Genomic DNA, 13083 nt, shown 5'->3' on the forward strand with positions numbered 1-13083 from the left:
TTCAAGCGTTTTGCCCGGAACGCTCCAAGTCTCCCCAAACCTCGTCCGGGCGCGCCCGCCGGGGCTCCTCATCGGCGGTCCGCCGTGGACAGACTGGGCGAGGAGGCGGCGCGCGCGGCCGGGGACGCCGGGGGACGCCTGGGGGATGAGGCCATGACCGAGGTGCTGGTCAACACCACGACATTGGGGCTGCAGCATCAGCCCTCCGTCGCGCACCTGTCCGGTTCCCGCTTCTTCGTGGTGTGGTGCGACCGCAGCGCGGGCGCCGACATCAAGGGCAAGACGGTGGACGCGCACGGCGGGAGCGGCGGCCAGGAGTTCCTCGTCAACGAGCGGACGCCGCCCGGGGCCGACACCGACCGGACCGCCCCGGTGATCATCCGCTCGGGCACGGGCTTCACGGTGGTGTGGATCGAGCGGGCGTTCACCCCGCCGGGGCCGCGCCCGCACGTGAAGATGCAGCGGTTCGACCGGGACGGGCGCAGGACGGGACCGGAGACGCAGGTCGGCACCGCCGACGCCGATCCCGGCCACCGGCCCGGCGGTACCGGCATGATCGACGGGGGATTCCTGGTCACCTGGGCGGACGCCGATCCCCGCCGGCGGATCCGGGTGCAGCGGTTCGGCCTCGACGGGGCCAGGGCCGGGCCGGAGTTCACCGCGAACACCACCGAGGGCTTCCACGAGTTCCCCATCGCGCAGCGCCTGCTGAACGGCGACTACGTGGTCATGTGGCGCGGCGACCCGGCGGCCGTCGGGGGCGGCGCGATCACGTTCCGGATCTTCGACCTGCGGGGGACGCCGGTGACCGGGGAGATCCGGCCGAACCTGTCGGGGTTCGGCGGCGGCAAGGCGATGACCGTGGTCGACAACGGCCGGATCGTCACCGCCCACATCCGGGTGATCGGGAAGAGCGACCTCGGCGTCACCCGCGGCGTCGTGGAGACCAACGTCTTCGAGCCCGGCGGCACCGACACCCGCAACGGCCTGACCGTCAGCACCGGCGGCGGCATCGCCTGCTGGTCGCCGGCGCTGGCCCCGCTGCCCGGCGGCCGCTACCTGGCCGCCTGGATCCAGAAGAGCGCGGAGACGTTCGCCACCACCCCGAGCGTCCGGGCCCGGATCTTCTCCGCCGGCCAGTTGCCCCTCGGGGCGGAGGTCCATGCCAACACGGTCCCCGCCGAGCACCGGTTCGACCTGACGGCGGCGGCCACGTTCGGCGAGCCCGGCGGCGACTTCGCCTTCCTGGCCTGGGACGACGACAGCGTCGTGGGCGGCGACACCTCCGATTTCGGGGTGCGCGGCCGGGGCCTGCGGATCATCGAGCCCGGTGAGCTGGTGTAGCGGCCGACCGGTGAGAAACGGACGATCCGGTTCGGGACGACTATCCTGGGGAGCATGACCGCCCTGGCCCCCTCCAGCACCGCACCGGACCTGTCGTACCTGCTCGACCACACCAGCCATGTGCTGCGGACGCGGATGGCGGCCGCCCTCGCCGAGATCGGGTTGACCACCCGGATGCACTGCGTGCTGGTGCACGCCCTGCAGGAGGAGCGCACCCAGATCCAGCTCGCCGAACTCGGGGACATGGACAAGACGACGATGGTGGTGACGGTCGACGCCCTGGAGAAGGCGGGGCTGGCCGAACGCCGCCCGTCCAGCACCGACCGCCGGGCGCGGATCATCGCGGTCACCCCCGAGGGCGCCGAGATCGCGCAGCGCAGCCAGGAGATCGTCGACCGCGTGCACCGGGAGGCGTTGGACTCGCTGCCGGAGGAGGAGCGGACGGTGCTGCTGCGCGCGCTGCGCCGGCTGGCCGAGGGCCACCTGGCCGAGCCGGTCGAGACCCCGGGTTCGGTCCGCCGGGCCAGGGAGCGCACCCCGTAGCCGAGGCCCGCGCCGCCGGGGGCGGTCCAGGTCATTCTTTGTATCCGTGTGACTTGCGGGATTGTCGGGCGGAATGGAATATTTTATAAACTCTGTCAGAGGGGGAGGGGCCGGCGATGGCGACCGACGTGCTGCGGGCCGAGGACCGGGAACGGGTGCGGACCCTGACGTTCCACCGGCCGGAGGCGGCCAACGCGTTCAACGAGGCCCTCTACCTGGCGGTCGCGGACGCCCTGGAGCGGGCGGCGGACGACGACGGCGTGTCGGTCGTGCTGCTGACCGGATCCGGCCGGACGTTCACGGCGGGCACCGACCTCAGGGAGATGGCGGACCTGGCCCGCGCCCACGCGTCCGGTGAGACGGCCGGTGACGCCGGCAAGGGCTTCACGACCCTGATGGACGCCCTGGTCGGGTTCCCCAAGCCGCTGATGGCCGCCGTCAACGGCGCGGGGGTGGGCTTGGGCCTGACCATGCTCGCCCACTGCGACCTGGTCCTGCTGGCCGAGGACGCCCGGCTGCTGGCCCCGTTCACCACCATGGGCGTCGCCCCTGAGGCGGCGAGCAGCTATCTGCTCCCGCAGCGGATGGGCCGGCAACGGGCGGCGCTGGCCCTGCTGACCGGCCGGTGGATCACCGCGGACGAGGCGGTGGCCGCCGGGCTGGCCCTGCGCACCTGCCCGCCCGACGCCCTCCTGGAGGCAGCGCACGAGCTGGCCCGGGAGATCGCCGCCAAGCCGCTGCCGTCCCTGCTGGCCACCAAGCGCCTGATGGGGGACGCGCACCGCGACGCCGTCCGCCAGGCCATGGAACGGGAGGCCGCCGCGTTCGCCGAACTCCTCCGCAACGCCGCCGCGGCCGACAACGTCCTGGCCCGGCTGGACTGACCGGAGCGGTCCGCTCGGCCGCTCCGGCTGGACCGGACGAGGCGCATCGCAGGGCTTGGAGCGAGAGGCCGCCGTGTTCGCCGAGCTCTTCCGCAACGCCGCCGTGGGCGAGGGCATCGTGGCCGGTCTGGACTGACCGGGTTGCCCGCGGCTCGAAGGGCGGTCAGTCCTCCCAGTCGATGCGGTCGTCTCGGCCGGGCTGGCGGTGGGTCCTGAACGGGCAGAGCGGCGAGTCCACGAGCAGGATCCGTTCGACCTCGGACGGGTGCACGTTGTAGCCGCCGCGGATGTAGGCGTCGTCCATCCGCCCGATGATCGTGAGGTTGCCCCTCTCGTCCAGCGACCCCAGGTCGCCGGTGGCGATCCACCCGTCCGGGGACATGGTGGCGGCGGTCAGCCCGGGCTCCCCCCAGTACCCCCGCATCGCACCCCGCGACCGCAGATGGACCCGCCCCGCCAGGCCGGGACCCAGCGGGCGGCCGTTCTCGTCGCGGATCTCCGCCTCCACGTCCCCCAGCGGCCGGCCGACCGTCGAGGCCACCAGCTCGGGCGGGTCGTCCGGCCCGGTGCCGAAGCACAGCGGCACCTCGGTGGAGGCGTACCGCACCACCACCGGGCAGCCCAGCCGTTCCCGCATCGCCAGGACCAGCGACGGCGGCACCCGGCCCGCGCCCGTGGAGGCCGGCCGCAGGTGCGACAGGTCCGCCGAGGCCGGCTCGCCCAGCGCGATCAGCTTCTCCCACTGCGTGGGAACGCCCTGCCCGACCGTCACCCGTTCCCGCACCAGCAGGTCGAGCATGCCGCGGGCCGACCACTGGCGCGGGGTGAGGACCAGCGCCGCCCGGTGCAGCAACTGGTCGTAGATCCGGGTCATGAACGCCGCGTGCGCGAACGGCACCGGCATCGTCTTCCGGTCGCCCGGCGCGCTCAGCGGCCCCATGTTGCGGGCGATGACCTGCAACGCCTCGTGGTCGAACCATGCGCCCTTCGGGGTCCCGGCCGTGCCGGTCGTCCACACGATCACCGCCGGGTCGCCCGCCGCCGGGGCCACCGCCCCCTCCACCGCCCGACGCCCCCGCGTCAGGTCGTCCGGTGTCACGACGGCCGCCGAGGCGAAGCCCAGACGGCCGGGCTCGTCGCAGACCACCACGGCCGGGTCGGCGCCGTCCAGGATGTGCGCGATCTCGGTCGCCCCGAGCCGGGGGTCGGCCGCGGTGACGATCGCGTTCAGCCGCATCGCCGCCAGGTAGCACACGGCGAAGCCGGCCGACGACGGCAGCACCAGGCACACCACGTCCCCGGCCCGCACGCCGCGCGCCGCCAGCGCGGCGGCGGCGATCCCCGAGCGGCGCCACCAGTCATCGAACGTGAGCCGCAGCGGGCCGTCCACGACGGCCTCGGCCTCGGGCGACTCGCGCAGGACGGTCTCGAAGAGGCTCTCCAGGGTGACGGGGCACTGACGGTCACGTCGCTCCTCGCAGGGGTTCCGCCGGGGTCAGGTCGGGGGGCGGGGGCGGCTTCCGCGGCGGACCGGACCAGCCGGACCACCTCCTGCCGGCCACCCGGGTCACTCCCCGGCGGGGAGCCCGCGCAGCGCCGCCGCCCCGAACATCGGCTCGAACAGGGAGGAGTAGTCCGGGCCGCGGCGCAGGTGGTGCCCGCCGTCCACGTTCAGCAGTTGGCCGGTGATCCACGAGGACTCCGGCCCGGCCAGGAACCGCGCCGCCTCGGCGACGTCCTCCGGCTCGCCGATCCGCGACACCGGCATGCAGGCCAGGTAGTCCTCCAGGACCGGCCCCTGGTCGGCGATGCCGGCGACCAGTTCGGTGCGCACCAGCCCGGGACGGATGCCGTTCACCCGGATCCCGGCCCCGCCCAGCTCGTCGGCCGCCAGCCGCACCAGATGGTCCACGGCCGCCTTCGACACCCCGTACGCGCCGAACCAGCGGTGGGTGTTGGAGGCGGCGATGGAGCTGATCGCGACGACGGCGCCGCCCCCGATCGGCGCCATCACCCGGGCCGCCTGCCGGATCGTCAGCAGCGTGCCGGTGGCGTTCAGTTCCAGGGTGGACCGCCAGGCGTCCAGGTCGAGCATCCCGATCGGCCCGATCGAGGTGGAGCCGCCCGCGTTGGCGACGACGGCCCGCAGCGGCCCGCGTCCGGCGGCGGCGTCCACCGCAGCGGCGATCTGCTCCTCGTCGGTGATGTCGGCGACCGCGTACGTCACGTCCCCGTCGATCTTCTCGGCGGCCCGGCGGAGCCGTTCCTCGGTCCGGCCGCAGATGGTGACGGCCGCGCCGTCGGCGGCCAGCCGGGCCGCGCACGCCAGCCCGATGCCGCTGCCGCCTCCGGTGACCAGCGCGGCCGTTCCTGCCAGTGTCCTCATGAGCTGCCTTTCTCGGGGAGACGCCTCAGCGGTCGACGGCGGTGGCGCCGCCGTCGACGGTCAGGTGGGTGCCGGTGACGAACGAGGCGTCGTCGCTCATGAGGAAGCGGACCGCCGCGGCGACCTCCTCGGGGCGGCCGAGCCTGCCGGTGGGGGACTTGGCGGCGAACCCGGCCCGCATCTCCGCCGGTGCGGTGTTCCTCAGCATCGGCGTGTCGATGTAGCCGGGGCAGACCGCGTTCACCCGCACGCCGTCGGTCGCCAGGTGGTGCGCCAGCGCCCGGGTGAGGCCGAGCAGCCCGGCCTTGGAGGCGCAGTACGACGGGATGAACATCTGCCCGAGGAACGCCTCGATGGAGGAGATCCCCACGACCGCCGAGCCCGGCGTCCCGCGCAGGTCGTCCAGCAGGGCCTGCACGAGCAGGGCCTGGGCGCGCAGGTTGACGTGCTGCACCGCGTCCCAGCGGGCCTCGTCGAGGTCGCCCGCCGCCGCCGGACCGGGGATCCCGGCGGCGTGCACCAGCCCGCCGATCAGGCCGAGCACCTCCCGGCTGCGCTCGATCGCGGCCGGGAACGCGGCCGAGTCGGTGACGTCGACGGTGACCGCGACGGCCGCCGAACCGGTGCCGGCGAAGATCTGCCCGGCCACGCCGGTGGCGTCGGCCAGGTCCCACAGCGCGACCGGCCGGCCGGCCTCGGCCAGGGCCCGGGCGCACGCCGCGCCGATGCCGGACGCCCCGCCGGTGACGATCACGCCGCTGGACGGGGAGAGCGTGGGCGCGGTCATCGGACCTCCTGATAATTGATACTTGATGGAAGAATGTGGTCAGATTAACCCGCCCCCCGGCCCGCGGACAGGGGCCGATCCGGCAGACGGGAGGCCCCGTGCAGCAGTTGACCGATCGTACGACCGCCTGGTCACGCCCCTCCAGCGCCACGCCCTCGCACTGGCCGAGGCGCTCGGCTTCGGCGACGAGCCGATCGGCTTCGGCGGCGACCCCTGGACGGTCGTACGCGGCCAGGCCAGGCTGCAGATCTGGCCGCACAGCGGCGGCCGGTGGAGCTACACGCGGCAGCGGCAGACCGGCGGCGAGGCACCGTACGACTCTGGCGAACGGCGGGCGCTCGCGCTCGCCCGCCCCATCCTGCGCGCGGCCGGCCTCGACTCGGCCCCGGCGCGTTTCGAAGGCGGCCAGGTGGTGGTCGAACCCCGTATCGAGGGCCACCCGACCTGGGGCTGGGAGACCAGGGTCCAGCTCGACGGGCACGGTGTCCACACCGCCGCCGGATGGCTGGGGCCCGCGCGAGGAGGCGCCGAACGTCCGCTGCTCGACGCCGGGCAGGCTTTCATCCGCCTCCGGCAGGAGGCTGCGCGCACCCCCTCGTCCGGGCGGCTGTGCCCGGCGGCCTACGGCTCGGCAACGCCCCCGTGCGTCATGCGCAACCCCTCGCCCCTCGTGACCGGGGCGCGTTTCGCCTACGCGCTCGACTGGGCCGACGGCCACCATCCGCGGCTGGTTCCGGCGTGGCTGTTCACCAGGCAGGGAACCGACGAGCCGGTCGCGTTCCCGGCCTGACCCGGCGGGTGGGTCCGCGATGGCGGTGGCGGCGCGGTGGGCGGCCTCCTTGGTGGTGAACCGGTCGGGCAGGAACACCGCGCCCAGCTCCATCCGCTTCCCGTCGCGCGCCTGGCCCAGCAGGTCGCGAGAAGCGGCGGAGTGCCCGGCCGGCCCGTAGAAGCCCAGTTCGGGCAGCGGCTCCATGTCACGCCCCCACGCGCGGCGAGGGGGTGAACCGGACCTTGAACGTCTCGTACCCGGACACGAAGTTGGCGGGCCGGTGGGCGGGTTCCTCGTCCTCCACCGGCTCGATGTCCGGCAGCCGCCTGAGCAACTGCTCGAACATCACCTTCAGCTCCAGCCGCGCCAGGCTGTTGCCCAGGCAGAAGTGCGGCCCGTTGCCGAACGCGATGTGGTCGTTGGGCGTGCGCTCCACGTCGAACCGGAACGGGTCCTCGAACACCTCCTCGTCCCGGTTCGCCGACGGGTACAGCAGCAGCACCTTGTCGCCCTCCCGGATCAGCTGCCCGTGCAACTCGAAGTCCCGGGTGGCGGTGCGGTTCATGTTCTTGATGGGGGAGACCCAGCGCAGCATCTCCTCCACCGCCGTGGGGATCTTTCCCGGGTCCTCGATCAGCCTGCGCCGCTGGCCGGGATGCAGGCACAGCTGGTACATGCCGCCGGAGATCACGTGCCGGGTGGTCTCGTCCCCGCCGATCAGGATCAGCAGCGACTCCTGCACCAGCGAGTCGTGGTCGAGCCGGTCCCCGTCCACCTCGGCGTGCACCAGGACGCTCAGCAGGTCGTCGCGCGGGTGCTCGCGCCGTTCGGCGATCGCCCGGGAGGCGTACTCGACGAACCCGTTGAACGCCTCGCCCGCCTTGACCAGCAGTTCGGGTTCGTCGCCCCCGGTCAGCCCGCGCACCATGTCGTCGGACCAGGTCAGCAGCGACTGCCGGTCCTCGGGCGCGAACCCGAGCGCGTCGCCGATCACGATCAGCGGCAGCGGGGCGGCGATGTCGGCGACGAAGTCGCACTCGCCGCGCTCGCACACCCCGTCGATGATCTCGTCGCACACCCGGCGCAGGTAGTCCTCCTGGGCGGCGACCCGGCGCGGGGTGAACCCGGCGCTGACCAGCCTGCGCCGCAGCTTGTGCTCCGGGTCGTCCATGTCGATCATCATCGGCATCGGCCCGGAGTCGGCCCGGATGCCGTGCGCGCTGGAGAACGCCTCGGGGGTCCGCGAGACCAGCCTGACGTCGGCGTGCCTGGAGATCCCCCAGACCCCGCCCTGCTCGTCGCGGTAGACCGGGGCGTTGCGGCGCATCCAGCGCAGCTCCTCGTGGGGATCGCGCCCCCAGAACTCTCCGCTGATCAGGTTGATGGCGTCGTTGACGGGATGGTCGGGCATCGCCTGCGGGCTCCTTCCGGAGGGCCGGGGGAGAGGCGGTCACACGGTCGCGGACCGCTCGATCAGCAGCGGCAGCCTGGACAGGCCGCGGACGTTGCCGGAGTAGCGCCGCCTCCGATCGACCGGCAGGGCTCTGATTTGAAAACTTGATGATATATATTATCGCCAATCAATGGATCCGCCAACGCCCGCCGCCGGCGGCGGCGCGAGTCCGCTGGGTGAGCTCCGAGCCGTGCACCTTGCCGATGGAGCTCTCCGGGCCCGGCGGCAGGCCCGCCTTCAGCCCGGCGCGGACCCGGGCGCTGGTCCAGGCGCGGATCTGCTCCTCGCGCCACAGCCGCACCGGCTCGTGCCGGGTCCCGGCGTTGCGGCCGACGATGCCGAACCCGCCGCAGAAGTCCGCCCGGCCCCAGCCGGCAGCACGGCGCGCAGGCCGTCGTCGGTGCTCGCCGCCTCCGGGGTGCGGACGAGCCCCGTCATGGTGTGGTCCTGGGCTCTGAGCGATGCGGGTCGGCGTGCGGCGCGACGTTCCCACCACGTTCGCCGGTGACTCGCCGGACGGGGCCGTGCGGTCAGTGCTCCTTCGAGATGGCGGCGTGGCGTTCGCGGAGGACGTTCTTGAGGACCTTGCCGGCGGCGTTCACCGGGAGTTCGTCGACGATGTGGACGTGGCCGGGGACCTTGTAGTTGGCCATGTGGTCGCGGCTCCAGGCGATGAGCTCCGCCGGGTCGACCCGCGCGTCCCGGCGCGGCACGACGAACGCCGCGCCGATCTCGCCCATCCGTTCGTCGGGGACCCCGATCACCGCGACCTGGGCGACCGCGGGGTGCCGGCCGAGGACGTTCTCGATCTCGGCGGGGTAGGCGTTGAAGCCGCCGACGATGTACATGTCCTTGATCCGGTCGGTGATCCGGATCCGCCCGGCCGCGTCGATCACCCCGATGTCGCCGGTGTGCAGCCAGCCGTCGGCGTCGACGGTGGCGGCGGTCTCGGAGTCCTCGCCGAAGTAGCCCTTCATCACCGCGTAGCCGCGCACCCGGATCTCGCCCTCGCCGCCCGGCGGCACCGGCTCGCCGTTCCCGCCGACCGCGATGACCTCCAGGCCCGGCAGCGGACGCCCGGCGGTGGTCGCCACCACGTCGAGGGGGTCGTCGTAGCGGCACATCGACACGATCCCGCAGGACTCGGTGAGGCCGTAGCCGGTGACGACGTGCTCGAAGCCGAGCGCCTCCCGGATCCGGTACAGCAGCGTGGGCGGCACGTTGGCGGCCCCGGTCACCGCCAGCCGCAGGCTCGCCACCCCCTCGGAGGTGAAGTCGGGGTGCTCCAGCATCGTCTGGTACAGCGTGGGCGTGCCCGGCAGGACGGTGACGCGTTCGGCGCGCACGGTCCGGAGCACCTCCGGAACGTCCAGCGTCCGCGCGGGCAGGATCGTCGCCCCCACCATCAGCGACACCAGCCATCCGGCCTTGTAGCCGAAGCTGTGGAAGAACGGGTTGACGATCAGGTAGCGGTCGCCCTCGCGCAGGCCCACCACGTTTCCCCAGACCCCGTACGCGCGCAGCGTCTGGGCGTGCGTGCACATCGCGCCCTTGGGGTTGCCGGTGGTGCCGGAGGTGAACAGCATGTCGGCCAGGTCGTCCGGCCCGACCTCGGCGGCCCGCCGTTCCACGTCGGCGTCCGGCACCGAGGAGCCGGCGGCGCGGAAGTCGTCCCACGGCACCAGCCCCTCGCGGGCGACCCCGTCCAGCGTGACGACCTGCTCCAGGTCGGGCAGTTCCGCGTACGGCCGTCCGCCGGCGGGCCTCCCGGCGGCCTCCACCAGCGACGCGGGGTAGTCCCGGCCGAGGAAGTCGGTGACCGTGCACAGGATGCGGGCCCGGCTCTTGCCGAGCACGAACGCCGCCTCACCGCCCTTGAACCGCGTGTTGAGCGGAACGAGCACCCCGCCGGCGCGCTGCAGCCCGAGGGCGGCGACGATCCACCGCGCCGAGTTGGGCGCCCAGATCGCCACCCGGTCGCCCTTGGCCAGCCCCGCCGCCAGGAAGGCCCGCGCCACGGCGGTCACCTCGGCGTCCAGGTCGGCGTAGCTGATCCGCAGGTCGCCGTCGACGATCGCCTCGGCCGCCCCCAGCCGCCGGGCGGCGTCGGCCAGCATCGCGCCGGTCGTCCCCCAGCGCAGGTCGGCGCGGGGGTCGTCGGGATGGGTCTGCTCCGCAGCGCTCGCGGCGGGCCGGGGGGTGGTGGCCATGGGCTGCCTCCGCAGGAGGGGAACTGGACCTGAATTGATAAATAATATATATACCTGCAGGGTCGGGGCCTCCGGTCCCGCCCAGTGGACCGCCGCCCGCAGGAGGCAGCCGTGGCCCGTCTGCCCGAGGACAGGATCGCCGTCCCCCACACCGTCCTGGGCCAGGAGGTCAAGGCCGTCGTCGTCCCCCGCCCCGGCGCCGCCCTCACCGAACAGCAGGTCCGTGACTGGGTCGCCGTCTCCTGGCCTCCTTCAAGGTCCCCGCCCACGTCGAGTTCCGCGCCGACCTCCCTACAGCGAAACCGGCAAGGTCCTCAAACGCCACCTGGAGTCCGACCAGGCGTAGCCGCCCGCGACCGGCTCAGACCGGCGCCACCGTGCCGGAATGGCGCAGCAGCGGCGGGGCCGGGAGGCTGGGGAAGTCGGCGGCCCACTCCAGGGTCTCCGCCGAGGAGAGATCCCCGGTGGTGGTGGCGTACGCCAGTGACGGGTGGCCGTCCACGTTCGTCCATAGTTCCTGCCACTGCTCGTAGGACAGGTGCAGGACGCGCAGCCCCGGCATGTCGGCGAGCGGTTCCAGGCTGGTCACCACGGCCTTGGACAGGTCGAGGCTGTACAGGCGGGGCAGTGTCGTCAGGCACGCGATGTCGACGGGCTCCCGCGTGCTCACCGTCAGCCGCCGCAGGGACGGGTGGCCGGTGAGGGGCGTCAGGTCGGCCGCCGTCATCGCCACCGACAGGTCCTCGACCAGCAGGCCCGCCAGGGGCGTCAGATCGGCCTGCCCGCACGTCAGCCGCAGGGACTTCAACAGCGGCGTCCGGCTCAACGGGGACAGGCCGAGGCGGCCTTCGCCGGTCACGGTGAGGTCCTGCACCTGGGGTTCGGCCCGGACGGCGCCATCGACGTTCTCGAGCACGGCCCGCCTCGCCTGCTGGGGCTTCTGGTGCCAATGGTCGCCGTCGTAGTCCAGGTAGCCCTCTTCGAGCACCGCGCCGTCCTCGTCGAGCCGGTCGGGCTCGGCGTCGTACGCCTCCTCCTCGAGCCACCGGAGCTGGAGGCGCAGCAGCGAGGTGACGGAGTCGGCGACGTATCCGGGACCCTCCTGGTAGTCGTTGCCCGCGGCGATGACCTGCCCGGGACGTCCGGCGGGCGCGGGGGCCATGTCCACCGCCAGATAGTTGCCGCTGCCGTCGTCCCCGAACGGGATCCAGTGCGGGTGGCCGGTGACCCGTCGCACGGTGTCGGGCGGGTCGGCGTCCAGGACGGTCGGCTCGCCGCCGCCGTGGCGTTCGCCGATCACGTCCCGGTACTGATCGCGCAGTTCGGGGTGCAGCCACTCCCAGTAAAAACCGCCGGGGTCATGGCCCAGCCGCTCGTACAGCGCCCGCAGGTCGGCGGGGAGCCGTACGCCGATCTCCGCCTCCATCTCGTCGAGCAGCCCGGAGGGAACGGGGGAGGGCTCGGCCGGCGTCCGGCCGAGGACAGCGGCGTACCGCCGCCGGTACTCCTCCATCAGCCGCACGGCCTCCTCCGGGTCGCCGGCCTCGCTGGGGTCCCGGGGCCCGTCCTGGAACTCGCCGACCTCAGGAGCCTCGAACCCCGGATCGAAGATGCACGCATGCGATGTGTTGCCGCGCTTGCTGCGCGGCGTGACAACGGCCTCGTAGTTTCCGGACGGCCGGACGGCCAGCGTCACGTCCAGCCCCGCACCGGGCCCCTTGGCCACCTGGACCAGCGCCGCCAGCTCGTCGTCCAGGTTCCGCACCCGGTGGCGCTCACGCCCGCCGGGGCCCTGGTAGACGACGGTCGCCGCGCCCCTGAAAGGAGTGGCGTGGGCCCTCAACGTCGCCCCGGTCCAGCCCTTCGGCGCGGCCCGGACCACGGCCGCCGCCATGGGACCGAACAGCTCCGCCAGCCTGCTCTTGCGCTCCTCCTGCATACGCCCACCGTTCGGTAGAGAGTCGGCGGCGGGGGGTGGCGATCATGCTAACGCTCCCATCGGACATTCCGCTCCGCCCGGGGACGGACGTGCTCCGATCGGCCCCACCGGGCGAAGCCGGGAACGGCTCCCTGTCAGAGCGCGCGGTGCATGATGTGCAGCCCGACATAGCCCTGTGTCGGATGCCGGAAGCCCTCCGGCAACGTGCCCACTATGTCGAAGCCCAGCGACCGGTACAGCCCGACCGCACGGACGTTCGTCTCCACGACCGCGTTGAACTGCATCGCGCGATAGCCCGCCGCACGCGCCCATTCCAGCGTGTGCTCACAGAGCGCGCGTCCCACGCCCCGCCCGGCATGCGCCGGGTCGACCATGTAGCTGGCGCTCGCGATGTGCGACGCGTTGCCCATGTGGTTGCGGTTCATCTTCGCCGTGCCGAGGACGGCGCCCGAGCCGTCCACCGCGACGACCGTACGGTCGGGAGGCGGCAGGAGCCACCACTCACGTCCCTGGTCCTCGCCGAGGTCCGTCGGATAGGTGAAGGTCTCACCCGCGGCGACGATGGCGTGGAAGAAGGGCCAGATGGCGGGCCAGTCGTTCGTGTCGGCTTCCCTGATCGGCATCCGGACAGGATGCCTGGACGAACGCGGGGCCTCCACCTCGTTTTCCGCCCGCCCGGTGGGGTGTCAACCTTTGCCGCTGCCGGTGTCTCTAAGCAGACATGACCGGCGGTGGTAGGGAGACGGCGATGAACCTCACGATCTG

12 protein-coding genes are annotated in these 13083 nt (G+C 73.1%); 4 read left to right on the plus strand and 8 right to left on the minus strand.

The genetic code is table 11. The features are described from left to right. Positions 1-84: 84 nt before the first annotated feature. The 3 genes from HNR21_RS21565 to HNR21_RS21575 all read left to right on the plus strand — a co-directional run bounded on the left by HNR21_RS21565 (position 85) and on the right by HNR21_RS21575 (position 2771). The gene (locus HNR21_RS21565; protein WP_182706628.1) at positions 85-1344 is read left to right on the plus strand and encodes a hypothetical protein; all 1260 of its coding nucleotides are present in this window, start codon (positions 85-87) and stop codon (positions 1342-1344) included. Between the two features lie 54 nt (positions 1345-1398). Beyond that, a complete protein-coding gene (locus tag HNR21_RS21570; RefSeq protein WP_182706629.1) occupies positions 1399-1887 on the plus strand; it encodes a MarR family winged helix-turn-helix transcriptional regulator in 489 nt (162 codons plus the stop codon). Positions 1888-2003: 116 nt separating this feature from the next. Continuing rightward, complete coding sequence (locus tag HNR21_RS21575) at positions 2004-2771, plus strand: enoyl-CoA hydratase/isomerase family protein (protein ID WP_182706630.1); 768 nt, start codon at positions 2004-2006, stop codon at positions 2769-2771. 163 nt (positions 2772-2934) lie between these two features. Here the strand turns inward: HNR21_RS21575 and HNR21_RS21580 are convergent, their stop codons facing one another. The 3 genes from HNR21_RS21580 to HNR21_RS21590 form a co-directional block, all read right to left on the minus strand. Beyond that, complete coding sequence (locus HNR21_RS21580; protein ID WP_182708761.1) at positions 2935-4215, minus strand: class I adenylate-forming enzyme family protein; 1281 nt, start codon at positions 4213-4215, stop codon at positions 2935-2937. Positions 4216-4338: 123 nt separating this feature from the next. Continuing rightward, entirely contained in the window at positions 4339-5157 is an 819-nt protein-coding gene (locus tag HNR21_RS21585) for an SDR family oxidoreductase (RefSeq protein ID WP_182706631.1), read from the minus strand. A 25-nt stretch (positions 5158-5182) separates the two neighbouring features. After that, positions 5183-5944, minus strand: a complete 762-nt coding sequence (locus tag HNR21_RS21590) for an SDR family NAD(P)-dependent oxidoreductase (protein WP_182706632.1) — start codon at positions 5942-5944, stop codon at positions 5183-5185. A gap of 25 nt (positions 5945-5969) precedes the next feature. On the opposite strand from HNR21_RS21590, the gene HNR21_RS21595 reads away from it, so the two are divergent. Next, entirely contained in the window at positions 5970-6734 is a 765-nt protein-coding gene (locus tag HNR21_RS21595; RefSeq protein ID WP_182706633.1) for a hypothetical protein, read from the plus strand. Positions 6735-6921: 187 nt separating this feature from the next. Here the strand turns inward: HNR21_RS21595 and HNR21_RS21600 are convergent, their stop codons facing one another. The 5 genes from HNR21_RS21600 to HNR21_RS21620 all read right to left on the minus strand — a co-directional run bounded on the left by HNR21_RS21600 (position 6922) and on the right by HNR21_RS21620 (position 12941). Beyond that, positions 6922-8127, minus strand: a complete 1206-nt coding sequence (locus HNR21_RS21600; protein ID WP_182706634.1) for a cytochrome P450 — start codon at positions 8125-8127, stop codon at positions 6922-6924. 169 nt (positions 8128-8296) lie between these two features. Further along, complete coding sequence (locus tag HNR21_RS21605; RefSeq protein WP_182706635.1) at positions 8297-8470, minus strand: hypothetical protein; 174 nt, start codon at positions 8468-8470, stop codon at positions 8297-8299. A gap of 229 nt (positions 8471-8699) precedes the next feature. Further along, complete coding sequence (locus HNR21_RS21610) at positions 8700-10379, minus strand: FadD3 family acyl-CoA ligase (RefSeq protein WP_182706636.1); 1680 nt, start codon at positions 10377-10379, stop codon at positions 8700-8702. Positions 10380-10740: 361 nt separating this feature from the next. Beyond that, the gene (locus HNR21_RS21615) at positions 10741-12318 is read right to left on the minus strand and encodes an SMI1/KNR4 family protein (RefSeq protein WP_182706637.1); all 1578 of its coding nucleotides are present in this window, start codon (positions 12316-12318) and stop codon (positions 10741-10743) included. A gap of 134 nt (positions 12319-12452) precedes the next feature. Next, entirely contained in the window at positions 12453-12941 is a 489-nt protein-coding gene (locus HNR21_RS21620; protein WP_182706638.1) for a GNAT family N-acetyltransferase, read from the minus strand. Positions 12942-13083 lie beyond the last annotated feature (142 nt).

The sequence above is a fragment of the Thermomonospora cellulosilytica genome (assembly GCF_014138835.1).
GTDB classification, from domain to species: domain Bacteria; phylum Actinomycetota; class Actinomycetes; order Streptosporangiales; family Streptosporangiaceae; genus Thermomonospora; species Thermomonospora amylolytica.